The organism is Microbacterium sp. NPDC077644 (assembly GCF_040702785.1).
GTDB lineage: Bacteria > Actinomycetota > Actinomycetes > Actinomycetales > Microbacteriaceae > Microbacterium.
Window position 1 is genome coordinate 45781 of record NZ_JBFBME010000002.1, and the last position, 26384, is coordinate 72164.

Annotated in this window: 28 protein-coding genes and 1 tRNA gene; 5 read left to right on the top strand and 24 right to left on the bottom strand. The window is 68.3% G+C overall.

All coding sequences use genetic code 11. From position 1 onward, the window contains the following. Nucleotides 1-80: 80 nt before the first annotated feature. From tuf to AB0269_RS07175, 11 genes are all read right to left on the bottom strand, one after another. Nucleotides 81-1271, bottom strand: a complete 1191-nt coding sequence (gene tuf / locus AB0269_RS07125) for an elongation factor Tu (protein WP_175985187.1) — start codon at nucleotides 1269-1271, stop codon at nucleotides 81-83. Between the two features lie 151 nt (nucleotides 1272-1422). After that, nucleotides 1423-3537, bottom strand: coding sequence for an elongation factor G (fusA, locus tag AB0269_RS07130; RefSeq protein ID WP_366210559.1), 2115 nt, complete (start codon nucleotides 3535-3537; stop codon nucleotides 1423-1425). A 98-nt stretch (nucleotides 3538-3635) separates the two neighbouring features. After that, nucleotides 3636-4106: a 30S ribosomal protein S7 gene (rpsG, locus tag AB0269_RS07135; protein WP_017201608.1), complete on the bottom strand. Its 471-nt coding sequence runs from the start codon at nucleotides 4104-4106 to the stop codon at nucleotides 3636-3638. Nucleotides 4107-4111: 5 nt separating this feature from the next. Continuing rightward, complete coding sequence (gene rpsL, locus AB0269_RS07140) at nucleotides 4112-4480, bottom strand: 30S ribosomal protein S12 (RefSeq protein ID WP_017201609.1); 369 nt, start codon at nucleotides 4478-4480, stop codon at nucleotides 4112-4114. Nucleotides 4481-4697: 217 nt separating this feature from the next. Next, nucleotides 4698-5345, bottom strand: a complete 648-nt coding sequence (locus AB0269_RS07145) for a spermidine/putrescine ABC transporter substrate-binding protein (RefSeq protein WP_366210560.1) — start codon at nucleotides 5343-5345, stop codon at nucleotides 4698-4700. Nucleotides 5346-5398: 53 nt separating this feature from the next. Continuing rightward, entirely contained in the window at nucleotides 5399-5890 is a 492-nt protein-coding gene (locus tag AB0269_RS07150; protein WP_366210561.1) for a hypothetical protein, read from the bottom strand. A 6-nt stretch (nucleotides 5891-5896) separates the two neighbouring features. Continuing rightward, the gene (locus AB0269_RS07155; protein ID WP_366210562.1) at nucleotides 5897-6922 is read right to left on the bottom strand and encodes an ABC transporter; all 1026 of its coding nucleotides are present in this window, start codon (nucleotides 6920-6922) and stop codon (nucleotides 5897-5899) included. A gap of 111 nt (nucleotides 6923-7033) precedes the next feature. Next, complete coding sequence (locus tag AB0269_RS07160; RefSeq protein WP_175985178.1) at nucleotides 7034-7204, bottom strand: hypothetical protein; 171 nt, start codon at nucleotides 7202-7204, stop codon at nucleotides 7034-7036. A gap of 68 nt (nucleotides 7205-7272) precedes the next feature. Beyond that, a complete protein-coding gene (locus AB0269_RS07165; protein ID WP_175985176.1) occupies nucleotides 7273-8163 on the bottom strand; it encodes a sugar ABC transporter permease in 891 nt (296 codons plus the stop codon). A 1-nt stretch (nucleotide 8164) separates the two neighbouring features. Next, nucleotides 8165-9793, bottom strand: coding sequence for an ABC transporter permease subunit (locus AB0269_RS07170; RefSeq protein WP_366210563.1), 1629 nt, complete (start codon nucleotides 9791-9793; stop codon nucleotides 8165-8167). A 65-nt stretch (nucleotides 9794-9858) separates the two neighbouring features. Continuing rightward, complete coding sequence (locus AB0269_RS07175; protein WP_366210564.1) at nucleotides 9859-11091, bottom strand: maltose ABC transporter substrate-binding protein; 1233 nt, start codon at nucleotides 11089-11091, stop codon at nucleotides 9859-9861. 194 nt (nucleotides 11092-11285) lie between these two features. Here AB0269_RS07175 and AB0269_RS07180 point away from each other — a divergent pair, with 194 nt between their 5' ends. Further along, entirely contained in the window at nucleotides 11286-11774 is a 489-nt protein-coding gene (locus AB0269_RS07180; protein ID WP_366210565.1) for a YajQ family cyclic di-GMP-binding protein, read from the top strand. Here the strand turns inward: AB0269_RS07180 and AB0269_RS07185 are convergent. The 5 genes from AB0269_RS07185 to AB0269_RS07205 form a co-directional block, all read right to left on the bottom strand. Continuing rightward, nucleotides 11761-12804, bottom strand: coding sequence for an alpha/beta hydrolase (locus AB0269_RS07185; RefSeq protein WP_366210566.1), 1044 nt, complete (start codon nucleotides 12802-12804; stop codon nucleotides 11761-11763). The genes AB0269_RS07180 and AB0269_RS07185 overlap by 14 nt on opposite strands. 127 nt (nucleotides 12805-12931) lie before the next feature. Further along, complete coding sequence (locus AB0269_RS07190) at nucleotides 12932-14305, bottom strand: FAD-dependent oxidoreductase (protein WP_366210567.1); 1374 nt, start codon at nucleotides 14303-14305, stop codon at nucleotides 12932-12934. Between the two features lie 31 nt (nucleotides 14306-14336). Next, complete coding sequence (locus AB0269_RS07195; RefSeq protein WP_366210568.1) at nucleotides 14337-15398, bottom strand: polyprenyl synthetase family protein; 1062 nt, start codon at nucleotides 15396-15398, stop codon at nucleotides 14337-14339. 21 nt (nucleotides 15399-15419) lie between these two features. Continuing rightward, nucleotides 15420-16175, bottom strand: a complete 756-nt coding sequence (locus AB0269_RS07200; protein ID WP_366210569.1) for a class I SAM-dependent methyltransferase — start codon at nucleotides 16173-16175, stop codon at nucleotides 15420-15422. Beyond that, on the bottom strand, nucleotides 16172-16756 hold the full coding sequence (locus tag AB0269_RS07205; RefSeq protein ID WP_366210570.1) for a hypothetical protein: 585 nt from the start codon (nucleotides 16754-16756) through the stop codon (nucleotides 16172-16174). Before AB0269_RS07205 ends, AB0269_RS07200 begins: the two co-directional genes overlap by 4 nt. Before the next feature lie 58 nt (nucleotides 16757-16814). Here AB0269_RS07205 and AB0269_RS07210 point away from each other — a divergent pair, with 58 nt between their 5' ends. Beyond that, on the top strand, nucleotides 16815-18080 hold the full coding sequence (locus tag AB0269_RS07210; RefSeq protein ID WP_366210571.1) for a chorismate-binding protein: 1266 nt from the start codon (nucleotides 16815-16817) through the stop codon (nucleotides 18078-18080). A 50-nt stretch (nucleotides 18081-18130) separates the two neighbouring features. Here the strand turns inward: AB0269_RS07210 and AB0269_RS07215 are convergent, their stop codons facing one another. The 4 genes from AB0269_RS07215 to AB0269_RS07230 form a co-directional block, all read right to left on the bottom strand. Continuing rightward, nucleotides 18131-18985, bottom strand: coding sequence for a polyphosphate kinase 2 family protein (locus AB0269_RS07215; protein WP_366210572.1), 855 nt, complete (start codon nucleotides 18983-18985; stop codon nucleotides 18131-18133). 106 nt (nucleotides 18986-19091) lie between these two features. After that, nucleotides 19092-20762: a 2-succinyl-5-enolpyruvyl-6-hydroxy-3-cyclohexene-1-carboxylic-acid synthase gene (gene menD, locus AB0269_RS07220; RefSeq protein WP_366210573.1), complete on the bottom strand. Its 1671-nt coding sequence runs from the start codon at nucleotides 20760-20762 to the stop codon at nucleotides 19092-19094. Continuing rightward, nucleotides 20759-21106 (bottom strand): PLD nuclease N-terminal domain-containing protein, encoded by a 348-nt coding sequence (locus AB0269_RS07225; RefSeq protein ID WP_366210574.1) that lies wholly within the window; start codon nucleotides 21104-21106, stop codon nucleotides 20759-20761. The genes menD and AB0269_RS07225 overlap by 4 nt, the downstream gene beginning before the upstream one ends. Before the next feature lie 56 nt (nucleotides 21107-21162). Beyond that, a tRNA-Met gene (locus AB0269_RS07230) sits at nucleotides 21163-21235 on the bottom strand. Between the two features lie 108 nt (nucleotides 21236-21343). Between AB0269_RS07230 and AB0269_RS07235 the strand changes: the two genes are divergently transcribed. Continuing rightward, complete coding sequence (locus AB0269_RS07235; protein ID WP_366210575.1) at nucleotides 21344-21661, top strand: DUF4229 domain-containing protein; 318 nt, start codon at nucleotides 21344-21346, stop codon at nucleotides 21659-21661. 1 nt (nucleotide 21662) lies between these two features. Here AB0269_RS07235 and AB0269_RS07240 read toward each other — a convergent pair whose 3' ends face one another. Genes AB0269_RS07240 through AB0269_RS07250 form a run of 3 tightly spaced genes read right to left on the bottom strand, consistent with a single transcriptional unit; the run spans nucleotide 21663 to nucleotide 23342 of the window. Next, nucleotides 21663-22631 (bottom strand): 1,4-dihydroxy-2-naphthoate polyprenyltransferase, encoded by a 969-nt coding sequence (locus AB0269_RS07240; protein ID WP_366210576.1) that lies wholly within the window; start codon nucleotides 22629-22631, stop codon nucleotides 21663-21665. 31 nt (nucleotides 22632-22662) lie between these two features. Then, complete coding sequence (locus AB0269_RS07245; protein ID WP_366210577.1) at nucleotides 22663-22953, bottom strand: DUF4287 domain-containing protein; 291 nt, start codon at nucleotides 22951-22953, stop codon at nucleotides 22663-22665. A 26-nt stretch (nucleotides 22954-22979) separates the two neighbouring features. After that, nucleotides 22980-23342 carry a cupin domain-containing protein gene (locus AB0269_RS07250; protein ID WP_366210578.1) on the bottom strand — a complete coding sequence of 121 codons (363 nt, stop codon included), beginning with the start codon at nucleotides 23340-23342 and terminating at the stop codon, nucleotides 22980-22982. 45 nt (nucleotides 23343-23387) lie between these two features. On the opposite strand from AB0269_RS07250, the gene AB0269_RS07255 reads away from it, so the two are divergent. Beyond that, complete coding sequence (locus tag AB0269_RS07255; protein WP_366210579.1) at nucleotides 23388-24419, top strand: DUF5937 family protein; 1032 nt, start codon at nucleotides 23388-23390, stop codon at nucleotides 24417-24419. 3 nt (nucleotides 24420-24422) lie between these two features. On the opposite strand, the gene AB0269_RS07260 is transcribed toward AB0269_RS07255, so the two are convergent. Continuing rightward, nucleotides 24423-24875 (bottom strand): Lrp/AsnC family transcriptional regulator, encoded by a 453-nt coding sequence (locus AB0269_RS07260; protein WP_366210580.1) that lies wholly within the window; start codon nucleotides 24873-24875, stop codon nucleotides 24423-24425. A 71-nt stretch (nucleotides 24876-24946) separates the two neighbouring features. Here AB0269_RS07260 and AB0269_RS07265 point away from each other — a divergent pair, with 71 nt between their 5' ends. Next, the gene (locus tag AB0269_RS07265; RefSeq protein ID WP_366210581.1) at nucleotides 24947-26377 is read left to right on the top strand and encodes a DUF6421 family protein; all 1431 of its coding nucleotides are present in this window, start codon (nucleotides 24947-24949) and stop codon (nucleotides 26375-26377) included. Nucleotides 26378-26384: the final 7 nt, after the last annotated feature.

The window sequence follows — 26384 nt, forward strand, 5'->3', positions numbered from 1 at the left end:
CGCCGGACGGAAGAGACATTCCGGACGCACGACAGCGGGGCCGGGCCCGAAGGCCCGACCCCGCTGCGGAGTAAGAGAACTTACTTGATGATGCTGGTGACCGTACCGGCACCCACGGTGCGTCCACCCTCACGGATGGCGAAGCCGAGGCCCTCCTCCATGGCGATCGGCTGGATGAGCTCGACCGTCATGTCGGTGGTGTCGCCGGGCATGACCATCTCGGTGCCCTCGGGCAGCGTGATGACGCCGGTGACGTCGGTGGTGCGGAAGTAGAACTGCGGACGGTAGTTCGTGTAGAACGGGTTGTGACGGCCGCCCTCTTCCTTCGAGAGGATGTAGGCGGTGCCCTCGAAGTTGGTGTGAGGGGTGACCGAACCCGGCTTCACGACGACCTGGCCGCGCTCGACGTCCTCGCGCTTGAGGCCACGGAGCAGCAGACCACAGTTCTCGCCGGCCCATGCCTCGTCGAGCTGCTTGTGGAACATCTCGATACCGGTGACCGTGGTCTTCTGCGTCGGGCGGATGCCGACGATCTCGACCTCGGAGTTGATGGCGAGGGTTCCACGCTCGGCGCGGCCGGTGACGACCGTTCCACGACCGGTGATCGTGAAGACGTCCTCGATCGGCATGAGGAACGGCTTGTCGCGGTCGCGCTCCGGGTCCGGAACGCTGTCGTCGACGGCCTGCATGAGCTCGAGGATCGAGTCGACCCACTTCTCGTCGCCCTCGAGCGCCTTGAGCGCCGAGACCTTGACGACGGGAGCGTCCTCGTCGAAGCCCTGGCCGGCGAGCAGCTCGCGGACCTCAAGCTCGACGAGCTCCAGGATCTCCTCGTCGTCGACCATGTCGGACTTGTTCAGCGCGACGAGCAGGTACGGAACGCCGACCTGCTTGGCGAGCAGGACGTGCTCGCGGGTCTGAGCCATCGGGCCGTCGGTGGCGGCGACCACGAGGATGGCGCCGTCCATCTGAGCAGCACCGGTGATCATGTTCTTGACGTAGTCGGCGTGGCCGGGGGCGTCAACGTGCGCGTAGTGACGCTTGGGGGTCTCGTACTCGATGTGCGAGATGTTGATCGTGATACCGCGCTGGCGCTCTTCCGGCGCCGAGTCGATGGAAGCGAAGTCACGCTGAACGTTGGTGTCCGACGGGTACTTGTCAGCGAGCACCTTGGAGATGGCTGCGGACAGCGTCGTCTTGCCGTGGTCGACGTGACCGATCGTTCCGATGTTCACGTGCGGCTTGGTCCGCTCGAACTTGGCCTTGGCCACTGGGTCCTCCTCAGGACGTTCGTGTAGAGATTGCCGGGCACTGGATTGTGACCGGTTCTCTACGGGGTTTGATTCTCAGTTTAGTAGAGAGGGCTTTGTGAAGTTGTGTGTTGTCCGACCGGCCCCGCGAAGGGGCCGGTCGGCTAAGGGCTTACTCGCCCTTGGTCTTCTGGATGATCTCGTCCGCGACGGCCTTGGGGACCTCGGAGTACGAGTCGAACTCCATCGAGTAGACCGCGCGACCCGAGGTCTTCGAGCGCAGGTCGCCGATGTAGCCGAACATCTCGGACAGCGGCACCGAGGCGCGCACGATCTTGATGCCGGTGGCGTCCTCCATCGACTGGATCTGGCCACGACGCGAGTTCAGGTCGCCGATGACGTCGCCCATGTACTCCTCGGGAGTACGGACCTCGACGGCCATCAGCGGCTCGAGCAGCACGGGGTTCGCGCGGCGCACGGCCTCCTTGAAGCCCATGGAGCCGGCGATCTTGAACGCCATCTCCGAGGAGTCGACGTCGTGCGACGCACCGTCGATCAGGATCGCCTTGACACCGACCATGGGGTAGCCGGCGAGGGCACCCGTGGCCATGGCGTCCTGGAAGCCCTGGTTCGTCGGCTCGATGTACTCGCGCGGGATGCGGCCACCGGTGACCTTGTTCTCGAACTCGTACGTCTTCTCAGCCGTGACCTCGAGGGGCTCGATCGTGAACTGGATCTTCGCGAACTGACCCGATCCACCGGTCTGCTTCTTGTGCGTGTAGTCGTGCTTCTCGACGGCCTTCTTGATCGTCTCGCGGTATGCCACCTGGGGCTTGCCGACGTTCGCCTCGACGCGGAACTCGCGCTTCATGCGGTCGACGAGGATGTCCAGGTGCAGCTCGCCCATGCCCTTGATGGTCGTCTGACCGGTCTCGGGGTTGAGCTCCGTGCGGAACGTCGGGTCCTCTTCGGCGAGCTTCTGGATGGCGACACCCAGCTTCTCCTGGTCGGCCTTGGTCTTCGGCTCGATCGCGACCTCGATGACGGGCTCGGGGAACGTCATCGACTCGAGGACGACCGGGGCGGCCGGGTCGGCGAGGGTGTCACCGGTGGTGGTGTCCTTCAGGCCGATGACGGCGTAGATGTTGCCCGCGGTGAGCGAGTCGACCGGGTTCTCCTTGTTGGCGTGCATCTGGAAGATCTTTCCGATGCGCTCCTTCTTGCCCTTGGTCGAGTTGACCACGGCGGAACCCGAGTCGAGGTGACCCGAGTACACGCGGACGTAGGTCAGACGACCGAAGAACGGGTGCACGGCGACCTTGAACGCGAGGGCCGAGAACGGGTCGTCCGCGCTGGGGCGACGCTCGATGACCTTCTCCTCGTCCTTCGGGTCGTGAGCCTCGATGGCGCCCACGTCGAGAGGGTTGGGGAGGTAGTCCACGACGGCGTCGAGCATGGGCTGGACACCGCGGTTCTTGAACGCCGAGCCGCAGAGCACGGGGTAGATCTCGTTCGCGACGACCATCTTGCGGATGGCGCCCTTGATCTCGGGGATCGTGAGCTCTTCGCCGCCGAAGAACTTCTCGAGGAGCTCGTCGTCGGTCTCGGCGACGGTCTCGAGCAGCTGCTGACGGTACTCCTCGGCCTTGGCCTGGAGGTCGGCGGGGATCTCCTGCACCTCGTACGAGGCACCCATCGTCACGTCACCCTTGGCGTCACCCGGCCACACCAGCGCGCGCATCTCGATGAGGTCGACGACGCCGACGAAGTCGTTCTCGGCACCGATCGGGAGCTGCAGCACGAGCGGCTTGGCGCCCAGGCGGTTCACGATCGTGTCAACGGTGAAGTAGAAGTCGGCACCGAGCTTGTCCATCTTGTTGACGAAGCAGATGCGCGGAACGCCGTACTTGTCGGCCTGACGCCACACGGTCTCGGACTGGGGCTCGACGCCCTCCTTGCCGTCGAACACGGCGACGGCACCGTCGAGGACGCGCAGCGAGCGCTCGACCTCGACCGTGAAGTCCACGTGACCGGGGGTGTCGATGATGTTGATCTGGTTGTTGTTCCAGAAGCAGGTCACGGCGGCAGACGTGATCGTGATGCCGCGCTCCTTCTCCTGCTCCATCCAGTCGGTGGTCGAGGCGCCGTCGTGCGTCTCGCCCAGCTTGTGGTTCACGCCCGTGTAGAACAGGATGCGCTCGGTGGTGGTGGTCTTGCCGGCATCGATGTGCGCCATGATGCCGATGTTGCGGACCTTGCTCAGGTCGGTGAGCACGTCTTGTGCCACAGGAGTGTCCTTTTCTGTCTAGCAGTGCAACTGCGAAGAGAGGGGGTGCCGGGGTCGAGCCCTTCGACAGGCTCGGGGATCGACCCCGGCGAAGCTGTTTACCAGCGGTAGTGAGCGAACGCGCGGTTCGACTCGGCCATCTTGTGAGTGTCCTCACGACGCTTGACTGCAGCGCCCAGGCCGTTCGACGCGTCGAGGATCTCGTTCTGGAGACGCTCGGTCATCGTCTTCTCGCGACGACCCTTGGCGTAGCTGACGAGCCAGCGCAGCGCGAGGGTGTTGGCGCGGTGAGGCTTGACCTCGACCGGCACCTGGTAGGTCGAGCCACCGACGCGGCGGCTGCGGACCTCAAGGGTGGGGCGCACGTTGTCGAGCGCCTTCTTGAGGGTGGCGACAGCATCCTGGCCGTTCTTCGCCTCGACGCCGCGGAGGGCGCCGTAGACGATCGACTCGGCCAGCGACTTCTTGCCGTCGACGAGAATCTTGTTCACCAGCGAGGTGACGATCGGAGCGCCGTATACGGGGTCGTTGACGACGGGGCGCTTGGGGGCCGGTCCCTTACGAGGCATCTAACTCAACCCTTCTTCGCGCCGTAGCGGGAACGAGCCTGCTTACGGTTCTTGACAGCCTGGGTGTCCAGGGCGCCGCGGACGATCTTGTAACGCACACCGGGGAGGTCCTTAACACGACCACCGCGGACGAGCACGAGCGAGTGCTCCTGCAGGTTGTGGCCCTCACCGGGGATGTAGGCGGTGACCTCGGTGCCGTTGCGGAGCTTCACACGAGCGACCTTGCGCATCGCCGAGTTCGGCTTCTTCGGGGTGGTGGTGTAGACGCGGGTGCAGACCCCGGCCTGCTGGGGGTTCGACTTCAGGGCGGGCGCCTTGGTCTTGGTGACCTTGGGCGAACGACCCTTGCGAACCAACTGCTGAATGGTTGGCACGTTCTCTCCTCATAGTGCTGCACGGTGACAGCATGATGGGTTTCACATCATGACCCACCGGCGCGCCCGATCAGGCGTGCTTTTGGTGTGGTGGGTATGCCGTGGGGGCTGACCGGTATGGACCGGAGCCCGTATGCAGGCACGCCGAGACGTGCACACACCTGATCAAGTGTAATCCCGCGTAACGCAAGCGGTCAAATGACCGCGGATGCTGCTGCTACGGCGTCTCCGGATCGAACGGCGAGTCCAGCGCCTGGGTCAGCTCCGCCAGCAGCGCCTCGATCTGCGGCTCCACGTACTGCGAGATCGCACCCTGCACGGCCAGACGGTGCCGCAGGAGCATCCCGCAGATCTCCCGTCCGATCATGTTCGCGTACTCGTCGGCGAGACCGACCTCCTGACGCAGCGCCGCCTTCGCCTCGTCCGACAGCGGCGGCAGGGGCGGAAGCTCGGCCACGTCGTCGTCGGCGAGAGCGGCGATCGTGAAGAGGAACGGAGCGCCCGGCACAGGATCCGGGTCCAGCGGCATGCCCTCGTACTCGGGATCGAGGTTCTCGGACGGACGGTAGCTGCGCGCGCGGTTGCGAGCAGCCTGCTGGTCGAGCTCGGCCTGGAGCATCGGCAGATTGCGTGCGGTGTACTCGGCGACCGCATGGTCGACGACGGTCTTGATGCGGGTGGAGAGGCCGTGCTGAACACCGTGCGGCACGTTCGACCCGATACCCACGGCCGAGAGGATCGGCGAGCCGAGGCAGCGCCGACACGGCGCGACTCGACCGCGGTGGGTGGCCGGCTCCCAGCGCGGCACCCAGCGCAACCAGGCCTCGACGGCCTGGTCCACCTGCGTCTCCAGCGAGCGCTTCACAGCTCAAGCGTACGGCGGATGAGCGCGAACACCGCAGATTTCCGGCATCCCGTTCAGTCGGCGTCGTCCTTCTCCCACGGCCAACGCGGGCGAGACGCGCGCGTGCGCCGGAGCGCGACCCCGGCCCACCCAGCGACCGCCGCCGCGACGAGGACCACGAGGCTCGCTCCCCCGGTGACCAGGCCCCCCATGACCGCCAGCGCCGTGACGAACTCGCCGGTGACGATGAGGGACGCGATGCCGACGATGATCAGGTGGGCGAGCGCCGATCCCAGGGCGATGGTCCAGACGGAGCGGAACCGGGGATGGGCGATCCGGACGGCGAGCCAGAGGATGCCGGCGAACACGGCGACCGCCGCGACCATGCCCACGATGCCCGGACCCTGCCCGAGCCCGGGGACGGCGATGACGTCGGCGTCCGTCGCGATGCTCAGTGCACCGAGGCCGAACACGGACAGGGCGAAAAATCCGATCGTCGTCATGACCGTCGCCAGAACGGCCGAGACCCCCGCAGGCACGGGGCCGCGGGGGTCTGGCGTGGACATGTTCGATTACCTCGAGAGTTGAGGACCGGCCTCGAGCGTGCGCTCGTACTCGCGCTGCGCCTCGTCATTGAGCTCGGTCTTGCGGGCGCCGCTGCGGGCGACCCAGGCACCGAACCAGATGGTCAGCTCGCGCCCGAGCACGAATGCGGCGAGGGCGAGCGGCGTGAACAGCTGCTGCCCGACGAGCTCCGATGCCTCGGATGCCGTGATCAGCCAGAACGGCGCCTCGAACAGCTGGCCGAGGATGTACCCGAGGTAGGCGGCGACGCCGACGAGCAGGCCGAAGACGACCCACAGGCCCCAGCGGCCGCGGTTGATGATCGCGCCGAGGAGCCAGAAGCCGATGAAGAACACGACGACGGGCGTCCAGAAGCCCCACGTCATCAGCGGCGCGAGGGCGGCATCGGCGAGATTGTCAGCCGTGACGTCGCCGGCGAGCGCACCGAAGCCGAGCTGAGCGGCGAGGTAGAGCACGGCGAACGCGAGCGTCGCCAGCAGACCGATCGCGCCGGCCGTGCCGCGGTTGCCGCGCTCGCGCGGCGGCTCGGGTGCCTGCACGAAGATGGGCTGCTGCTGCACGGGCAGCACCGCGGGAGCCGCTGCGCCGACGACGGGCTCGGACGGCACGACGCGTGTGTCGGTGTCGTCCTGCACGGTCGGTCGGTACGCGGTGTCGGCGATCGAGTCGTCATGAGCGACGGATGCCGCAGGCTCGGCGTCTGCAGGACGGAAACCGCCCTCATCGGATGCCGCGGGAGGCGCCGCGAACGTTCCGGGGTGGTCGCGCTCCGCGGCCTCGAAGGCGGCGAGGTCGGGGTCGACGGCGTCCGCCGTCGTGTCGGCACCCTGCGTCGTGGTGGCGTCCGCGGCATCCGCCGGAACGGCATCCTGCGTGGTGTCGGCGTCTGCGGCCGGCGTTCCGTTCACGTCAGCGCGCGCCGCCTCGGCCTCGGCGAGGCCGGCGTTCGCGCTGTCGACGACGTCGTCGACGTCGGACTTCTGCTCGTGCTGGGGGACCTCGGGGTCACTCATGGGGGCGCCTCTCGTCGGAATGTGCAGTGCGAGAATATCGCCGCGTCGGTGCGCCGAAGCGGAGGCGTGCCGACGTGTCGTCCGACCCGCGACCGCGCGCCGCCGCAACGGTCACGGGGTCTCAGCTGTGCCCGGCGCGACCGAACGGAGCGTGTCGCCGACGAACTGGACCATGACCGGCCCCATCGGTACCGCGAGCCACAGCAGCGCGGCGACGACAGCAGTGCAGATCACGCCCGCTATCCAGCTCAGCGCCATGTTGCTGCCGTCCGCCCGTGCCATGCCTCCACGGTACGACCGGTGCGCCGTCGGCGCCGGGCGGACACGCGCGGGACAGCGCAGCGAGGCGATCAGCCCTTCGTCGCCCCGGCGGTGAGCCCGCCGACGATGTACTTCTGCAGGAACAGGAACAGCACCATCACGGGGATCGCCGCCATCACGGCGCCCGCCGAGAACGCCGACCAGTCCGCATACCGCGGGTTCGAGACGAGCTTGGTCAGACCCACGACGAGCGTCTGCTGCTCGGGGTCGATGAGCATGACGCTCGCGACGACGTACTCGTTGACCGTTCCGATGAAGCTCAGCAGCCCGACCACCGCGAGGATCGGCGCGACCAGGCGCAGGATGATCGTGAAGAAGATGCGCGCGTGGCCGGCGCCGTCGATGCGGGCGGCCTCGTCGAGCTCCTTCGGGATGGTGTTGAAGAAGCCGTACATGAGATACGTGTTCACACCGAGTGCGCCGCCGAGGTAGACGAGGATCAGGCCGGTGTGCGTGTTCAGGCCGATCGCGGGGAACCAGTCCCCCAGCGTCGTCATGAGCAGGAAGATCGCGACGACGGCGAGCAGCTGCGGGAACATCTGCACCACGACGATCGTGACCAGCCCCACGCGGCGCCCGGCGAACCGCATGCGCGAGAAGGCATATGCCGCGCACGCTCCGATGAACACCGTCACGAACCCGGTCACCACGGCGATGATCAGCGTGTTCAGGAACCACTTGGCGTACGGGTTCTGCGGGTCGGTGAGGATGCGCACGTAACTGTCGATGCCGACGGCCGAGAACAGCTGGTTCGATCCAGTGAGGGTGCCCCGCGGGTTGAGAGACGCGGAGAACACGTACAGCAGCGGGAAGATCGCGAAGATGCTGACGACGACGGCGACGAGGTGACGCCATCCGGTGTCGGCGAACCAGGCGCCGAACGAGCGCCGGCGGACCTTCGTGGGGGTCGTGGTGGTCATCTCAGTTCAGCTCCTCGAGCGCCTTGGTCTTGCGGAAGCTGATGATCGAGATCACAGCGACGACGATGAAGATGATGATCGTGAAGGCGGACGCCAGTCCGTAGTCGCGGGTCTGGCCGGTGAAGGCGACCTTGTAGACCATCGAGATCAGGATGTCGGTGTGGCCGACCGGGATCGACACGTCGTCGAACCGCGGGCCGCCGTTGGTGAGCATGTAGATCAGGTTGAAGTTGTTGAAGTTGAACGCGAACGACGAGATCAGCAGCGGCGCGACGGTGACCAGCAGCAGCGGCAGCTTGATCTGGCGGAAGATCTGCCAGGGGTTCGCGCCGTCCATGACACCGGCTTCGTTGACCTCTTCGGGGATGCCCTGCAGAGCGCCCATGCACACCAGGAACATGTACGGGAAGCCGAGCCACAGGTTGACGATGAGCACCGACACCTTGGCGAGGACGGGGTCGGTCAGCCACGGGATGGATGCTCCGCCGAAGATCACCTGGTTGATGAAGCCGAAGCTCTCGTTCATCATGCCCGCCCACACCAGGGCCGACAGGAACGCCGGGAACGCGTAGGGCAGGATCAACAGGATGCGGTAGCCGTTGCGGAAGCGCATCCGGGTGTTGTTGAACACCAGCGCGAGCAGGAGGCCGAGGAAGAAGGTCGACGCCACCGAGATCAGGGCGAAGACGAAGGTCCAGATCGTGACCGAGATGAGCGGCCCGCGGATCGACTCATCGGTCACCGCGCGGACGAAGTTGTCGAAGCCGACGGTGATCTGCCAGCCGGGCAGCAGCTCCTCGCCGTCCGCCGAGGTGAACGCGCCGGTGCCGATGTCTTCGTAGACGGTGCCCGAGTCCGTGTCGGTCATGGTGCCGGCGGCCTCGTCGTACTCGAGCGAGGAGACGTACAGGTAGCCGTTCTGACCGTCGGGCGTGCGGATGGCGCCGTCGTTGGGGTCGTCGCTGAACGGCACCGAGAGCTGCTCGATCTCGTTCGAGCGGGCCAGCACCTGCGCGAAGCTGAGAGAGGTCCATCCGTCGACCGCGGTGGCCTTGCCGCCGTCCATCGTCGCGCCGTCGACGTCTGCGAGCGGCTGGTCGTTCGTTCCGACGCTGACGTCGCCGTCATCCGGGTCGGTGACGAGCAGGCCGAGCGTGCCCAGCTGCTCCACGACTGTGACCGGGTAGACGGGCGAATCCTCGACGCGCTCCTGCGCCGAGCGCATGAGAGCGGCGACGGCCTGATCCTTCGACCCGTTGTGACCGGTTCCGTAGTTCGTGAATCCGATGTAGCCGGTGTACAGCAGCGTGAACACCTGGAAGAGGATCAGGAAGATCACGCCGGGCGTGAGGTACTTCGCGGGGACCGCCTTGCGCGAGAAGTAGATGTAGTTGACGAGCACCGTGACGAGGACGACGAGCGCCAGCACGACCCACTCGTGGTGGGTGAACAGCACGAAGGCCGCGTAGAGGGCGATCGCATCGACGATCGCGAGGAGCACGATCTTCAGCAGCATCCAGCCGATGCGTCCGGACGCCGCCTCGGCGATGCTCGCAGCCTGACGCTGGCGCCGGGTCGGGGGCGGGGTCTGCTCCGCCTCCGCCTTGTCTACAGCTGTGGGGTCGCTCATCTTCATCCCGTCATCACGCTGTCGGGGCGAGCGCAGCTGCGCTCGCCCCGACAGGCTCACTGGTGTTACTTGATCGCTGCCGCGACGTCGTCGGCGAGCTTCTGCCAGGTCGCGGCCGGGTCGGCGCCGTTGATGACGGCGGCCTCGGCCACGCCCCAGAACTCCCACACGGCGCCCATGGCCGGGATGGCCGGCATCGGGACGGCGTCGGCACCGACGGTCTGGAAACCGGCGATGATCGGGTCGGATGCCGCGGTGTCGGCCGCAGCGGTGAGGGCGGGGAGGATGTTGCCCGCCTTGAACAGCTCGAGCTGGACGTCCTCGGTGCCGAGGTAGTTCACGAGGAAGTCGTTCGCCGCGACCTTGTTGTCGGACTCCGAGCTGACGAAGAAGCCCTTGACGCCGGCGAACGGCGAGGCGACCTGGTCGGTCGGGCTCGGGACGGGGTCGATCTCGACATTGATGCCGCCGTCGACCGCGGCGCCGACGTTCCACGGGCCGGTCAGCCAGAAGGCTGCCTTGCCATCGAGGAACTGCTGCTTGGCGATCTCGCCGTCGATGTCGGTGTTCAGCACGCCGGCGGCGCCCTGCTCACCGAGCCACTGAGCGAAGGCCGTGCCGCCCTCGCTGCCGAGCTGCAGGTCGGTGGCGTCGTAGCTGCCGGAGGCGTCGGTGCCGAAGACGGGGGCACCGAAGGCCGTCTGGAACGGGTACAGGTGGTACGGGTTGCCTTCGGCGCCCTGCTCGACGACGAACGGCTGGTCGAGGCCCGCGGCCTTGCCCTTGGCGATCATGTCGGCGAAGTCGGTGGCGGGCTCGGCGACGAGGTCGGCGTTGCGCAGCACGGCGATGTTCTCGACCGCGTACGGGAGCATGTACACGGTGCCGTCGTACGTCGAGGCCTGGAGAGCCACGTCGAGGTAGTCGGATGCCGAGTCGCCGAGCTCGAGCGGAGCCACGACGCCGTTGGTGGACAGCTCGCCCAGCCAGTCGTGTGCGCCCATAGTGATGTCGGGGCCCTTGCCGGTCGGAACCTGCTGGATGAAGTCGTCCTTGATGGTGTCGACGTCCTTGCCGACGATCTCGACCTTTACGCCGGTCTTCTCCTCGTACGCGTCGGCGGCGCCCTGGAGCGCGTCGACGCGCTCCGCATCCACCCAGACCGTGAGCGAGGAATCGGTGGACTCTTCGCCACCTCCCTGGGTGTCCGCGCCGCCGCTCGCGCATCCGGCGAGCGTGAGCGTGGAAATGGCTGCGATCGCGCCGAAGGCGACGATGCCTCTCTTGTTCACCTTCATTGGTGTTGCCTCTCTCGATGCTTGGTTGCTGCGTGCAAGAAACTGCAAGCGCTTACAGTATGCATGGCGCCGGGCCTGTAAAGCAATGTCCGAGAGGGCCGATACCAAGCTGTGACAGAAGCGGGGACCACAGTCGCGATACTGGAAGCGCTTTCAAGATCGTGGGGCGAATCGTGAATCGATAGGATGGCGCCATGGCAGACTCATCGTTCGACATCGTCAGCAAGGTCGACCACCAGGAGGCGGAGAACGCCCTCAACCAGGCCCGCAAGGAGGTCGAGCAGCGCTACGACTTCAAGGGCACCGGCGCCTCGATCGAGTGGAGCGGCGAGTCCGTCCTCATCAAGGCGAACACCGAGGAGCGCGCGAAGGCCGTTCTCGATGTGTTCCAGTCGAAGCTCATCAAGCGCGGCATCTCGCTGAAGAGCCTCGAGTCGGGCGACCCGTTCGCCAGCGGCAAGGAGTTCCGCATCGTCTCGACGCTCAAGGACGGCATCTCGTCCGAGAACGCGAAGAAGATCGGCAAGATCATCCGCGACGAGGGCCCGAAGGGCGTCAAGAGCCAGATCCAGGGCGACGAGCTGCGTGTGCAGTCCAAGAGCCGCGACGACCTGCAGTCCGTGATCGCGCTGCTCAAGGGGTCGGACCTCGACATCGACCTGCAGTTCGTCAACTACCGGTAGCCGCCGCCCACCCGGTGACCCAGCGGTCGAGCCGGGCGTAGGCGTCGTCACGCGCCTGCTTGCGCGACAGGAACACGTCGTGCAGGGCGCCGTCGATGCGCTCGATCGTCACGGAGGATCCGAGCCCGAGCGCCCGTTGCGCTATGCCGTCGACGGCGAGAACGGTGTCGGCCGAGGTCAGTTCGTCCGACCATCTCGTCGGCAGCGCCGAGCGCGCGGAGAGGAGCACGCACACCGGCGCGGTGATCGTCAGGCCCTCGGCGACCGTTCGATGACCGCGCGTGATCGCGCGGAGCCAGCCGGCATGCACCGGCATCGCGGGCACCGGGCGCCACGTCGGATTCGTCTCCATCAGGTCGTCCGGGTCGGCGACCGCCGCCTGCGCACGGGCGTAGAAGCCGAGGTCGATCTGCGGAGCGGCTTCCATCGGGCGCAGCCGCGCCTGCAGCTCGATCATCGGGATGATCGCGGCGCGCAGCGGCGCGAGCTGCAGTTCCAGCCAGGGCGAGTTCAGGATGACGGCATCCGCAGCGTCCGGATGACGCGATGCCCACAGGCTGAGCACCAGACCACCGGTCGAGTGCCCCATGAGCACCAGCCGGCGATCGCCGGCGGCATCGGGGCGCATCTCCTCCAGCGCCGCCGCGATGTCCTCGTCGTACGTCTTCAGATCCGTGACATAGCCGGGCGTCTGGCCGTCGCGGAGGCTCCGACCGTACTTGCGCAGGTCCAGGGCGAAGAATCGGGCGCCCCGAGACGTCCAGAACCGGGCCAGACGCTTCTGGAAGAAGTAGTCCGACCAGCCGTGCACGTACAGCACATCGACCCCGTCCAGCATCGGGGTCGGATCGCTCCGCGGCCTCCCGCGCAGGCGCCGGATGAACCGCTCCCAGCCGCTCGGCGGCTCAGGCAGCGCCAGCGGCAGAGCCCGCACGAGCGTCGCGACGACCTCACCCTCGTGGTCCACTCCGAGCGGCAGCGTGGTCTGCTCGAACTCGTCCCCGAGGACGTCGGGCAGCCAGGCGGTCATGGCGCCAGCCTACGAGAGTCGGCTTCGACTCGCTCAGCGGTTCCTGAGCGAGCAACGCGAGTCGAAGGGCGCTCAGCCCGTTTCGTCTCGCTTCGCTCGCTCAGCCCGCATCGGCACGTGAACGGGCTTACTCCCCGCGCGAGATGCGGACCATCTCGTCGCGCGGAACGACCTTGATGCGGGCGCGCTCGTGGGGCGCCCCGAGGGCGATCTCATGCTCGTCGAGGCGGTGCCAGCCGTCGAGGTCGGTCCACTGCACCCCGCGCGACTCGAGCAGCGCGGGGATCGCCGCCTCGGACGGGTCTGCCGGCTGCCACCATGAACCCTGGTCGTTGACGAGGTGCTGCACGGTCTCCATCGCGTCGGACTTGGTGTGACCGATCAGGCCCACCGGTCCTCGCTTGATCCAGCCGGTCGCGTAGATGCCGGGGACGCGCTGGTTGGAGTCCTTTGCGATGACCTGGCCCTCGCGGTTCGGGATCACGCCGTGCTTCTTGTCGAACGGCACGTCCTTCAGCGGGGAGCCGAAGTAGCCGACCGCACGGTACATCTGGCCGATCGCGATCTCGCGCAGCTCGCCGGTTCCGGTCATGCCGCCCGAGCCGTCGGGCTGCGTGCGCTCGTAGACGATGGCCGCGACCTTGCCGCGTGCATCCTTCTTGATCTCGACGGGCTTGGCCCAGAAGTGCAGGTGGAGGCGTCGGGATGCCTCTCCCCCGGCGTTGTTCACGGACGGGCGCGTGCGCCACTGCTGCAGGATGCGGTCGATGACCTTGACCTGCTTGTTGCTGGCCACGGCATCCTTGGAGGCCTCGTCGTAGTCGAAGTCCTCGTCGTAGACGACCATGTCGACATCGCGCAGCTCGCCGAGCTCGCGCAGCTCGAGCGGGGTGAACTTCACCTGGGCGGGTCCGCGGCGGCCGAACACGTGCACGTCCGTGATCTTCGACGCCTCGAGCCCGGCGTGCACGTTGTCGGGGATCTCGGTGGGCAGCAGATCCTCGGCGTGCTTGGCGAGGATGCGGGCGACGTCGAGCGCGACGTTGCCGTTGCCGAGCACGGCGACGGACTCGGCATCCAGAGTCCACTCGCGCGGCACGTCGGGGTGGCCGTCGAACCAGCTGACGAAGTCCGCGGCACCGAACGACCCCTCGGCGTCGATGCCGGGGATGTCGAGGGCGGAGTCGCGGATGGCGCCGGTGGCGAAGATCACGGCGTTGTAGTGCTTCTTCAGGTCGTCGAGCGTGATGTCCTCGCCGAAGCGCACGTTACCGAAGATGCGGATGTCGCCGCGGTCGAGCACGTCGCGCAGGGCGTTGATCACGCCCTTGATCCGGGGGTGGTCGGGGGCCACGCCGTAGCGGACGAGCCCGTAGGGCGCGGGGAGCTGCTCGAACAGGTCGATGGAGACGTCGAACGAGCGCTCGGTCTTCAGCAGGATGTCTGCGGCGTAGATGCCGGCGGGGCCTGCGCCGACGATGGCCAGCCTGAGCTTGGTCATGGGTGTCCTTCCGGATGCTGCAGCGTGCGGGTCAGCTGCTGCGGTCTGCGAGTGTCTCGGCGAAGCGGACCAGCGCGTCGCGCACCGTGCCCTTGGGCAGCGGGGCGAGCGCCGCGGTCGCGTCGCGGGTCCAGGTGCGGGCGAGCTCGAGCGTCTTCTGCGTGACGGCGTGGTCGCGCAGTTCGGCGAGCGGCTGGTCGAGGACGGCGGGGTCGGCCCCGTCGGAGATCCGCGTGACGCCGTCGTCGATGCGCGCGGCGAGCGCGGCGGATGCGTCATCCGTCTCGGCCTTCAGCAGCAGGTACGGCATGGTCGGCACGCCGGCGCGCAGATCGGTGCCGGGGACCTTCCCGGTCTCGGCGGGGTCGGCGGAGAGATCGATCACGTCGTCGAGGAGCTGGAACGCGACCCCGACCTTCTCGCCGTACACGCGCAGGGGCTCCTCGTACTCGGCCGGAGCGTTCGAGAAGATCGCGCCGCCCTGCGTGGCCGCGGCGATGAGGGATCCGGTCTTGTCGGCGAGCACCTGGATGTAGAACTCGATCGGGTCGTCGCCATCCTGCGCGCCGACGGTCTCGTGCAACTGCCCGAGGACGAGCCGCTCGAACGTGTCGGCCTGCAGGCGGATCGCGCGGTCGCCGTACCTCGACATGAGCTGGCTCGCCCGCGAGAACAGGATGTCGCCGGTGAGGATGGCGACGTTGTTGCCCCAGACCGCGTGCGCGGCCGGGACTCCGCGGCGGCGATCGGCGCCGTCCATGACGTCGTCGTGATACAGCGATCCGAGGTGGGTCATCTCGAGCGCCTTGGCGATGTCGATGACCGCCGGGGTGTTGCCCTCGCCGAGCTGAGCGGTCAGGAGCGTCAGCACGGGACGGATGCGCTTGCCACCGGCCTCGTACAGATACCGCGCGGAGGCGTCGGCGATCGAGTCCGCGACATGCAGCTCGTCGGCCAGCCCGGCCTCGACGAGGTCGAGCCCGTCTTCGATCTGGCGGGCGACACGGCGCGCGGCGGGACCGACGAACACGCGGTCGCTGAAGCCGAGACGGCTCGCGAGGCGCGAACCCGGTGCGGCGGGGCTCGAAGTCACGATCTCCACCCTACCCGCGGCTCAGGCCGCGCTCGTCGCACGAGGCGGCTCGATCGCGCCAGGCGCAGGCGGCTTGATCGCGCGGTGCAGGGCGACGATGCCGAAGGAGAGGTTGCGGTAGTGCACCTCGGTCCATCCCGCCTCGCGGATCCACGCCGACAGCCGCTTCTGGTCGGGCCAGTCGGCGATCGACTCGTTGAGGTAGTCGTAGGCGTCGCCGTTGGTTCCGGCGAGGCGCGCGACGCGCGGGAGGACCTGTGCGTTGTAGAAGCGGTACAGGCCGCGGAAGGTCCTGCCGGGCGGGGTGGAGAACTCGTTGATCACCATGCGTCCGCCCGGCTTGGTCACGCGGTACAGCTCGGCGAGCGCCTTCTTCGGCTCCTGCACGTTGCGCAGTCCGTACGACATCGTGACGGCGTCGAACTCGTCGTCGCCGAAGGGCAGGTTCATCGCATCGGCTTCGACGAACGAGAGGTTGGGCAGGTGACCGTGGCGGCGCTTGCCCTCGGCCAGCATCCCGGGCGAGAAATCGGCGGCGACGACGTCTGCTCCGCTGGCGGCGAGGGATGCCGAGGAGGATGCCGTGCCCGCAGCGAGATCGAGGATCCGCTCGAACCGCTTCGGGGCGACGGCGCGGGTCGTCGCAGCACGCCAGAATGCGTCGTTGCCGAACGTCATGACGGTGTTGGTCCGGTCGTATCCGGGGGCGACCTGATCGAACATACCGCTGACGCGCTTCGGATCCTTGCCGAGGTCGGCGCGGTTGGGCTCGTTCACGCGTCCAGTCTAGATCGGTCGAGCCCGAGCGCTTCCAGGCGGTCGAGCCAGCGGTCGGCTGTCGCATCGTCGAACGGCGCGACCTGACGCCGCACCCGGTCTTCGAGGTCGAGGGCCAGCGCCTCGAGGCGGCTCATGACATCCGCAGGGTAGCCGTATCGGATGCTGTGCTCGGCCCACTCGTCGCGATCGTCCACCCAGGTGCCGCTCGGACCTTCGGCCGGATCCCGCTCCTTCTCGAGGCGGATGACGTCGAGATCCATGTCGATGCCCGTCGCCAGCAGCGGGTCGTCGGTCCAGCGCACGTCCCAGCCGAGGTCGATGTAGACGCGCATCCCGATCGGATGGTCGCGATTGACTGTGAGGGCGAAGTCGCCGGAGGACGGCACGAGGGTGACGTTGGACGCCGCGGCGTAGAACTCCGCACCGGGGCGGATGCTGTGCCATCCGATCGGCTGACCGACCCAGTCTCCCCACTCGTCCGCACCGAGGTACACGCATTCATGGCGCCAGTGCGGCGAGCCGTCCCATTTGCGCCACTGGAAGATCATTTCGGTTCCGGCTGCGGGACGCGTGCTCACTTCCCCCACACTACGCGGCGAGCCCGCCGTGTCGCGGGGCGCGAACTATTCTGGGGATGTGACCCACCGCTTGATCGTGCAGACCCGAGAGTTCGATCCGGTCGACGATCTGCTGGCGTATGCGGACCCCGATCGGCCTCTCGCGTGGCTCCGCCGAGGCGACGGGATCGCCGCCGTCGGGGATGCCGTGCCGGCATCCGTTCGGGTGCCCGCCGGCGAAGGACCGCTGCGCAGCGCGATCATGGCGGATGCCTGGCGGGAGCTCTCCGCGAACGCCGAGGTCGACGACCCCGTCGGACTGCCGGGCACCGGGCTGGTCGGGTTCGGGGCACTGACGTTCGATGAGGGGTCGGATGCCGACAGCATCCTCCTCGTTCCGTCGATCATCCTCGGCAAGCATCAGGGGCGCGGCTGGATCACACGGATCGCGCGGGCCGGCGACGATCTGCCTCAGGACCAGCCCGATGCCACGCTCGAACCGCGTGCGTACGGGCCGCATTGGGCGGGGACCGTCGGGCCGGGTGCCCAGTCGCCCGAGGGGTATCAGCGGTCCGTCCGCACGGCGCTGACCCGGATCGCCGGTGGCGAGGTCAGCAAGATCGTGCTCGCCCGCGACCTGGCGGGGACGATTCCGGCCGGATCGGATCTGCGCCGACTCGTGCGGGCGCTGTCGACGGGGTATCCCGACACGTGGACGTTCGCGGTGGACGGCCTGATCGGTGCGAGCCCCGAGACCCTCGTGACCGTGCAGGATCGCACGGTCACCGCGCGCGTGCTCGCCGGGACGATCGGGCGCGGTGCGGATGCCGACGAGGATGCCGCCGCGTCGGCGCATCTGGCGTCGAGCACGAAGGACATCGACGAGCACGAGTACGCGGTGCAGTCGTTGCTGGAGTCGCTGCGCCCGCACGTGCGGGCGATGGCGGCGAGCGAGCAGCCGTTCCTGCTGAAGCTGCCGAACCTGTTCCACCTCGCCACGGACGTCGAGGGCGAACTCTCCGAAGGCGAATCCGCCCTCGACCTCGTCGGGGCCGTGCATCCGACGGCCGCCGTGGCGGGCACGCCGACGCCGGCCGCCGTGGCGGCGATCCGCGAGATCGAGCCGTTCGACCGCGGCCGGTACGCGGGGCCGGTGGGCTGGATCGACGGCGACGGCAACGGGGAGTGGGCGATCGCGCTGCGCTGCGCGCAGTTCACGGCCGCACCGGAGGCGATCGCGGTGACGGCGTACGCGGGCGCCGGGATCGTCGCCGCGAGCGACCCGGAGACCGAGCTGCTCGAGACCCGGGTGAAGTTCCGCCCGCTCGTGGACGCGCTGGCCTAACTGGGCTTCGACTCGCTCCGCTCGCTCAGCGACGAGTCGATGCCTTGGCATCAGCTGGCGGCGAGCCTCTTCTTCTCGGCCTCCACGTCGAAGTCGGCGGCCGGCCACTGCGGATCGATGTCCTCCACGGCCGACAGCAGCAGCTCCTGCACGGCGAGCCTCGCGTACCACTTACTGTCCGCGGGGACGACGTGCCAGGGCGCCGCCTCGGTCGAGGTCCGCTCGAAGACGGTCTGATACGCCGCCATGTACTGCGGCCACAGCATCCGCTCGTCGACGTCGCCGGGGTTGTACTTCCAGTGCTTGTCGGGGCGCTCGAGGCGCTCCATGAGCCGTGCCTTCTGCTCCTCCGGCGAGATGTGCAGCATGACTTTCACGATGCGCGTGCCGGATGCCGCGACCCGCGCTTCGAAATCGTTGATCGCGCCGTACCGGCGTTCGATCTCGTCCTCCGGCGCGAGCGCGCGGACCTTGCCGACGAGCACGTCCTCATAGTGCGAGCGGTCGAAGACGCCGATGAATCCGGGCTGCGGCAGCCGCTTCTCGATGCGCCAGAGGAAGTCGTGCTCGAGCTCTTCATCGGTCGGCGCCTTGAACGCCGCGAGCTCGACGCCCTGCGGGTCGACCCCGCCGACGACGTGCCGGACGATGCCGCCCTTGCCCGCGGAATCCATCGCCTGCAGCACGAGCAGCACGGCGTCCTTCGCGTCGCCGGTGCGGCTCGCCGCGAACAGGCGCTCCTGCAGCTCGCTGAGTGCCTCGGTCCCGACGGCGAGGTCCTTCTCGGCGCTCTTCTTGTCTCCCGCGTAGCCCGGGTGGTCGCCCGGATCGACGTCCGACAGCCGGAATCCCTCCCCCACGCGCAGGATCTCGGATGCCTCGCCCGTCCAGCCTCGCTTGCCCATCCGCCCATCCTGCCCGAGCACGGCTTCGCGCGCGAGACTGCAAAGCCGCGCCGAGACTGCGCCAAGAACGCGCAGTCTCGGCGCGGCCTTAGGGTATCGAGAAGGGTCAACGCGGCAGCGGCACCTCGATGAGCTGGCGGCCGGCGACCGGAGAGGTCAGTGCCTGGTCGAGGGCCGCGCGGGTCGTGATGCGCTGATAGTCCCATCCGTACGCTGCGGCCAGCTGCTCGAGCTGCGCCGTGTGCGGGGTGTAGAACGCGCGGTCGAGGTCTTCGCGCGGTGCGGATGCCGCGACCTCGAGTCCGTCGAAGATCGTCCCGCCGCCGTCGTTGCCGACGATCACCTGCAGGCGCGGCTCGGCTTCGTCGGGCGGCCGGAGGAGGGCGCCGACGTCGTGCAGGAACGCGAGATCGCCGAGGATCACCCGGGTGACACCGGCGGCACCGTCCGCCTGACTCGCGAGCGCGATGCCGGTGGCGGTCGCGATGGTGCCGTCGATGCCGGCGAGTCCGCGGTTCGCGTGGACGGGGACCTTCTTGCCGCCGAGCACGGCGTCGGCGACCCGGACGAGCCGGGACGAGCCGAACATCAGGCGGTCGTGCGGCCAGGTCGCCCGCCACACGGCATCCACCAGCAGTTCTCGGTCGAGCGGGCGGCGCACGGCTGCGAGCTCGGCGCGCATCGCGTCGCGCCGGGCCGTGAGGTCAGTGGAGTGCAGGCCGTCCTGGTCGGGGGCGTTCTCGCTGAGGTCGACGACGGATGCCGCGGATGCCTGCATCCATGCGCCGAGCCAGGCGCGGTCGGCGTCGCCCCGTGCGACGGTGACGGATGCCGCCGCCCGCGTGCGTCCGTTGAGGTTCAGCGCCTCGCCGCCGCTGCGGACGGCGATGACCTCGACGTCGTCGCGCTTCAGCAGTGCCGCGACCTCGCGGCTGAGAGTCGGGTGGCCGAGTACCACGGCGCGCTCGACGCGTCCGCCGAGGTCAGGATCGCGCAGGTGCTCGCGGTAGCCGTGGACGAGGTACCTGCCGAACCGGGAGCCGCTGACGATCTCGGCGATCAAGGGCCAGGATCCGGCGTGCGGGACGTCTTCCGCCGCTGGTCCGGCGTCCGCACCCGCGATGACGACGGTGCGGGGCCCGTGGTCGAGGACGATCGGCTCGCCGGCGTCCGCCGTCGGGGCGGCGCCGGGTGCTGCCGCGAAGTCGTCCGGCAGTGCGGTCGACAGCGGTTCGCGGGCGGGGAGGTTCAGATGCACGGGGCCCGCGACGCCCGGCAGGCCCACAGGTTCAGCATCAGCACCCATTGCGGCAGCGACGGCACGCGCGCCGAGGCCATCCCACGAACCGTCGCCGGGCACCGGCGCATCGTGCTGCCAGCGCACGAACGCCCCGAACATGCCGGGCTGGATCGTCGCCTGGTTCGCGCCGACGCCGCGCAGTTCGGGCGGCCGGTCAGCGGTCAGCAGGAGCAGTGGGATCCCGGAATGGAACGCCTCCATGGCCGCCGGCAGCAGGTTCGCGGCTGCCGTTCCCGAGGTGCAGACGACCGCGGCCGGCACCCGAGCCTCACGAGCGAGGCCGAGCGCGGTGAACCCCGCGACGCGCTCGTCGATCCGCACGTGCACGCGAACGGAACCCTGCCGGGCGAGATGAGTGGCGGCGAGCGCGAGAGCCTGCGATCGCGAACCCGGCGAGATCACGACGTCGCGGACGCCCTGAGCGACGAGCTCGGCGAGGAGGGATGCCGCGGCATCCGCTGCCGGCGATGAGGTCATGAACGCGAGTCCGCGGCGGGGCCGTCGGTCTCGTCGTCGAGGCGGGCGAGCTCCTCTTCGAGGCGGCGGATGCGCTCGTCCTGCTCGTTCTTGCCGAGGCTCCGGAGGAACTCGGGGTCGTCATCGGGCGCGAGAGAGCGGATGCTCTCCTGATCGCTGCGACGGCGTCGTCCGAGGACGAACCACAGGATGCCGCCGAGTACGGGGATGAGGACGACGATCGCGATCCAGGCGGGCTTGGGCACGCCCCGGTGCCGCGTCGCCGGCTGCACTGCGCAGTCCACGATGCTGAACACCCAGAAGACGAGGGCCAGGAAGCCCCCGACGATCAGTACTCTCGCCACGTCTCCAGTCTAGGCGGGTTCTCCTATGCGGGGTCGGTGAGCCTGGGCGGGCTTCGACGCGACGGCGGGATTCGAACCCGCTGCGCTTCCGGGTATGAGCCGGAGCCCGGAACCACCCGGACCGTCGCGATGTCTTCGACGCTACCGGGCGTGGATGCAGGTGACCAGGTTCGGACGGAAGATCTCGGAAAGCGACACTGAATGTCGCCATGTTTCGCGCCGACCTACACTGGAGGGATGAAGGTGCCGCCGATCCTCGTGTACTCCGTGCTGCGGCTGCTGGCGTTCCTCGTGCCGCTGGCGATCATGTGGTTCTTCTTCCCGATCATGCGCGAGTACTGGTGGCTGACCGCGATCTTCGCGGCTCTGATCGGCATGAGCCTGTCGATCCTGTTCCTCCGCAGGCCGCTGTCGGACACCTCGGCGGAGATCTACGAGCGGCGCGAGGCGCGTGGTCCCGGCCGGCAGAGCGCCGCGGCGCAGGATGCCGACGCCGAGGACGCCGCGCTCGACGGGGCTGGGGCCCCGAGCGAGACGCGCACCAACGAGAGCTGATTCAGCCGACGAACGCCCAGTAGAGCGCACCCGCGTACGCGAGCGCCGTCAGGGACGTCAGCCCGAGCGCGACCACGAGCTCCTTCGGCTGGCGGTACGTCCACACGATGAGGATCGCCGGCAGCCCCGCGAGCAGGGCCAGCAGCGCGAGCCAGGCGATCGGGTAGAGCAGCGCCAGACCGCTCGAGAGCAGGAACGGCACGAGCAGGAACACGGTGTAGACGATCTGGGTCGCGCGGCGTCCGATCAGCACGGTGAGCGTGCGCTTGCCGACCTGGCGGTCCTGATCGATGTCGCGCAGGTTGTTCGCGAGCAGAACGGCGCAGGCCAGCAGTCCCACGGCGACCGCCCCGATCCACGCCTCCTGCGGCAGCTGGAACGCCTGCACCCAGGTGGTGCCGAGCGTGGCCACGAGGCCGAAGAACACGAAGACGAAGACCTCGCCGAGACCGAAGTAGCCGTACGGTCGCTTGCCGCCGGTGTAGAACCACGCCGCGACGATGCAGACGGCACCGACCGCGAGCATCCACCACTGCCCGGTGCGGATGACGATCGCCAGCCCGACGAGGGCGGCGAGTGCGAAGAACGACAGGCCGATGATGAGGACCGTGCGCGGGTCGACACGGCCGGATGCCGTCAACCGGGCCGGCCCGACGCGGTGGGCATCCGTGCCGCGGACGCCGTCGCTGTAGTCATTGGTGAAATTCACGCCGATCTGCAGCAGCACGGCGACCGCGAGGCAGGCCAGCGCGATGACCCAGTGCAGCTCCCGGCCTCCGAGCTGGGCCGCGCCGGTGCCGATGACGACGGGGGCGATGGCCAGCGGCAGCGTGCGCAGACGAGCCGCGCCGATCCAGTCGCGCGCGGTGATCGGAGGGGCCTCGACGATCGGACGCTTGGCGGGGTTGCCGGAGGTGCGGACGGGCTTGCGCCGGGCCTGGGACTTCTTGCGCTTCGAGGATGCTGCCACGAGAAAAAATCCTAGCCGTGGCGCCTATGCCCTACGGGTTCGGGTTGCTGTCCTTGCCGTCAAGCCACAGCACGTCGGTGGCGTCCGCGTGCGTCCCGCCCGACCCGACGTGCTTGGCCGAGATCTGCGGACCCTTGGTGATCACGTGCACGAGCGCCATACCGTGTCCGCGGCCGAGGTCGTAGTCCTCCTTCAGCCAAGCGAGGATCGGTGTCGCCTTCGTGGTCTCGTCGAACCCCTTCTCGTGTGCGAGGTCGACGAGCTGGCGCGGGGTGAGCCCCGTCTTGGTCTCGACGGCGTCGAGATAGGCCTGGAATGACATCTGTGCTCCTTGCGTAGGGTTCCCGGTCAGTCTTCGTCGAGGAACGTCTGGATGATCGTCGCAGATGCGTGGATGCCGATGATCCGCAGCACGCCGTCGCCGATGTTCACGAAGCGGTGCGGCACGAAGGCCGGGCCCGTGGCGGTGTCGCCGGATTCGGCCACGAGCGTCTCGTCGCCGATGGTGATCTGCGCCGTGCCCTCGAGCACGACCCAGGTCTCGGGGTATGGATGCCAATGCATCCCAGGGCCCTGTCCCGGCTGGTTCTCGACGTAGAAGTACGAGACCTCCGCGCCGTGGTCGGCGCCGACGAATCGGCGCGAGCGTCCGGTGCCGATACGGATGTCGGCTGCTGCGACGATGCCTTCGATGAGTGATGAATCGTTCATGACCTCAGTCTCGACAGCGCTGCATCCACTTCGTAGAGTTTCGATGTGGATCGAAAGGTGGAGCAGAAGCCCGTGGAGGGCATCGAGCATCCCGACCACCGCGTCGAATTCGAGCTCAGCCCCGGTGACATCCAGGCCGTCCGCTTCGGCGTCTCACCGGGACATGAGCTCGCACATGCCGTGCGGATACTGCTGCGGCCACAGCAGCATCCTCTGCAGTGGGGGTGGCTGCGGCGGGTGCAGGGCCGACTGCCCAGCGAGAGCTTCGGCGTCCTGGCGACCGTCATCGGCGACGACGGCTACATGCCGGATTTCCTCACCGCGACACCGACCTGGGATCTGACGCCGCAGGCCGAGGCGGACGCGCTTCGCTCCACGGACCTCGATCCGATGCGCGTCGATCTGGGCAAGATGGTGCTGCGATCCTCCGGTGCGCGGCAGCGCGCGCTGCGCAGGATGCAGGAGCACCCCGCACGTGCGCGAGAGATGGTCGCCACCGCGTGGCAGGAGGTCTGGGATGCCGCGCTCGCGCCGGTGTGGCCGCAGATCGAGCGACTGCTGCGGGCGGACATCGCCGTGCGCTCGCGCACCATCGCCGCCTCGGGCATCTCCGGCATGGCCGGCGGGCTGCACTCGAACGTGAGCTGGGGCGAGAGCGCCGTGCGCGTGGGCCTGCGCCGCCACAGCGAGATCGTGGACTGCCGCGGCAGCGGACTCGTTCTCGTGCCGTCTGTCATGTCGTCATGGGGATGCATGGTGCTCACGGAACCTCCCGCGCAGCCGACCCTGTTCTATCCGGCCCGCGGGGTCACGGCCGGATGGGCGCGAGACGCGGCAGAGATCGCGGGAGCCCTCGGAGCACTGCTGGGACCGGCGCGTGCCGACATCCTTCTCGGCGCGGGCGAGGCGCGCTCCACCTCGCAGGTCGCCAGGGATGCCGGACTCGCCGTGTCGACGGCATCCCATCACCTCACGATCCTGCGCGAGGCCGGATTGATCGCCAGCGAGCGCGACGGAGCGCGGATGCTGCACCTGCGCACCCCGCTCGGCGAGGCGATGGTCGGCGCGGTGCTGTAGCCCCTACTCCCCGCCCACCGCTATCGGACGGTTCTCGTAGTACGTCTGCAGTACGACCGTCGTACGGGTGCTGACGTTCGCGACGGTGCGGATGCCGTTGACCAGCTCTTCCAGCGCCCTGGGCGACGCGACGCGCGCGAACAGCATGTAGCTCGCGTTGCCGGCGATCGAGTGGCACGCCTCGATCTCGGGCATCGGCTCGAGGAGCTCAGGGGCGTTGTCGGGCTGGCCCGGGTCCAGGGGGGTGATCTCGATGAACGCGGACAGCGGCTTGCCGACCGCCTCGGCATCGAGGATCGGCCGGTACCCGGTGATCACGCCGCGGGATTCCAGGCGGCGGAGACGGGACTGCACGGCCGACGTCGACAGGCCGACGGCCTCCGACAACTGGGCGAGTGTCGCCCGGGCATCCTGAGAGATCTCGGCGATGATCCGACGGTCGACAGTATCCTCCATGGGTGGAATAATATCGGTACACACGCACTTTCGCCGGATATTTTCCGCCACGCCACGGATCGGAGGTCCCGATGACCACTCCCCTGCAGAACACCGCCATCATCGGCGAGCCCGAGGTCGTCGAGGACGCTGCGCACGCCGAGTCGAGTGCCGCGTGGCGGATGCTGAAGGACGCCGCCGTCGCGATCCGCGAGCTGCAGGTCAAGGACGGGTCGATCCCGGATGCCGCCGACCACGACGCCGCGCGTCGTCACGTCGCCGAGATCACCGCCGGCGTCCGCGCCCTGTCCCCCGCGTTCCCGCACGACGCCGCATACCTGTCCGCACTCGTGACGGACTTCGACCGCTGGGCCGCATCGGGCTTCGATGTTCCCGACTTCCTCGACTCACTCGTGGCGTTCCAGCCGCAGGAGCACCGGGTCGACGGCATCCGGCACCTCGTCGTCTTCCCGATGTACACCCAGAACGGCTCGAGCAACCGGCTCGTCGAGGCGCTGATCGTCGAGACAATCTGGCCGGAGTTCATCGGCGAGCTCGAGGCGGGCGACTACGGCAACAAGCTGTTCGTCTCACTGCGCCTGATCGACTTCACCCCGGGCTACGACACGAACTCGGCCGTGCTGTTCCCCGAGACCGTCGCGATGCGGGAGATCCCGCCGTTCACGTGGGGAGCGATCTTCCAGGACCGGGAAGCCGCCCGGTACCGTCGGGTCGTCCGAGCGGCATCCGAGATCACCAAGCTCGAGCTGCCCGAAGACGCGGCGCGGATGCTGGATGACCAGGACCTCACCGAGAAGACGTTCGTGATGTGGGACATCATCCACGACCGCACGCACATGCGCGGCGACCTGCCCTTCGACCCGTTCATGATCAAGCAGCGGATGCCGTTCTTCCTGTACTCGCTCGAAGAGCTGCGGTGCGACCTCACCGCGTTCCGCGAGTCCGTCGCGATACAGCGCCGCCTTCGGTCCCTGAGCCTGTCGAAGGGCGATGACCTGACCGCCACCGAGCAGGAGATGCTCGAGCACGCGGGCCTCGTGCAGTACGCGGTGATCTTCGACCGGATCTTCCGCTTCGCCATCACCGGGTCGCGCGTGCGCAACTACGACGGCCTCGGCGGGCAGCTGCTGTTCGCCTGGCTGCACCAGCGCGGCGTACTGCACTGGACCGACACCCGACTCGCGTTCGACTGGGACGGGGTTCCGGAGGCCGTGATCGCTCTCGGAGAGGCGATCGATGACCTGTACTGGCGCTCGATCGACCGCCCGAAGACCGCGCATTGGCTGGCCGCATACGAGCTCGTCAGCTCTGTGGTGACGCCGAACCCGGCGTCCGTCTGGGCGCGCGGGCTGTCGGACGAGGTGCTCGCCGGTGCACCCAAGGGCTACACCGACGCGGTGCTGGACGACGAGTTCCCGCTGTCGATGTTCTTCGAGGCGCTGGAGAAGAAGATGCGCGACGTGATCGCGTCGACATCGGGGATCCGCGGCACCGATGGGTGACGAGGGG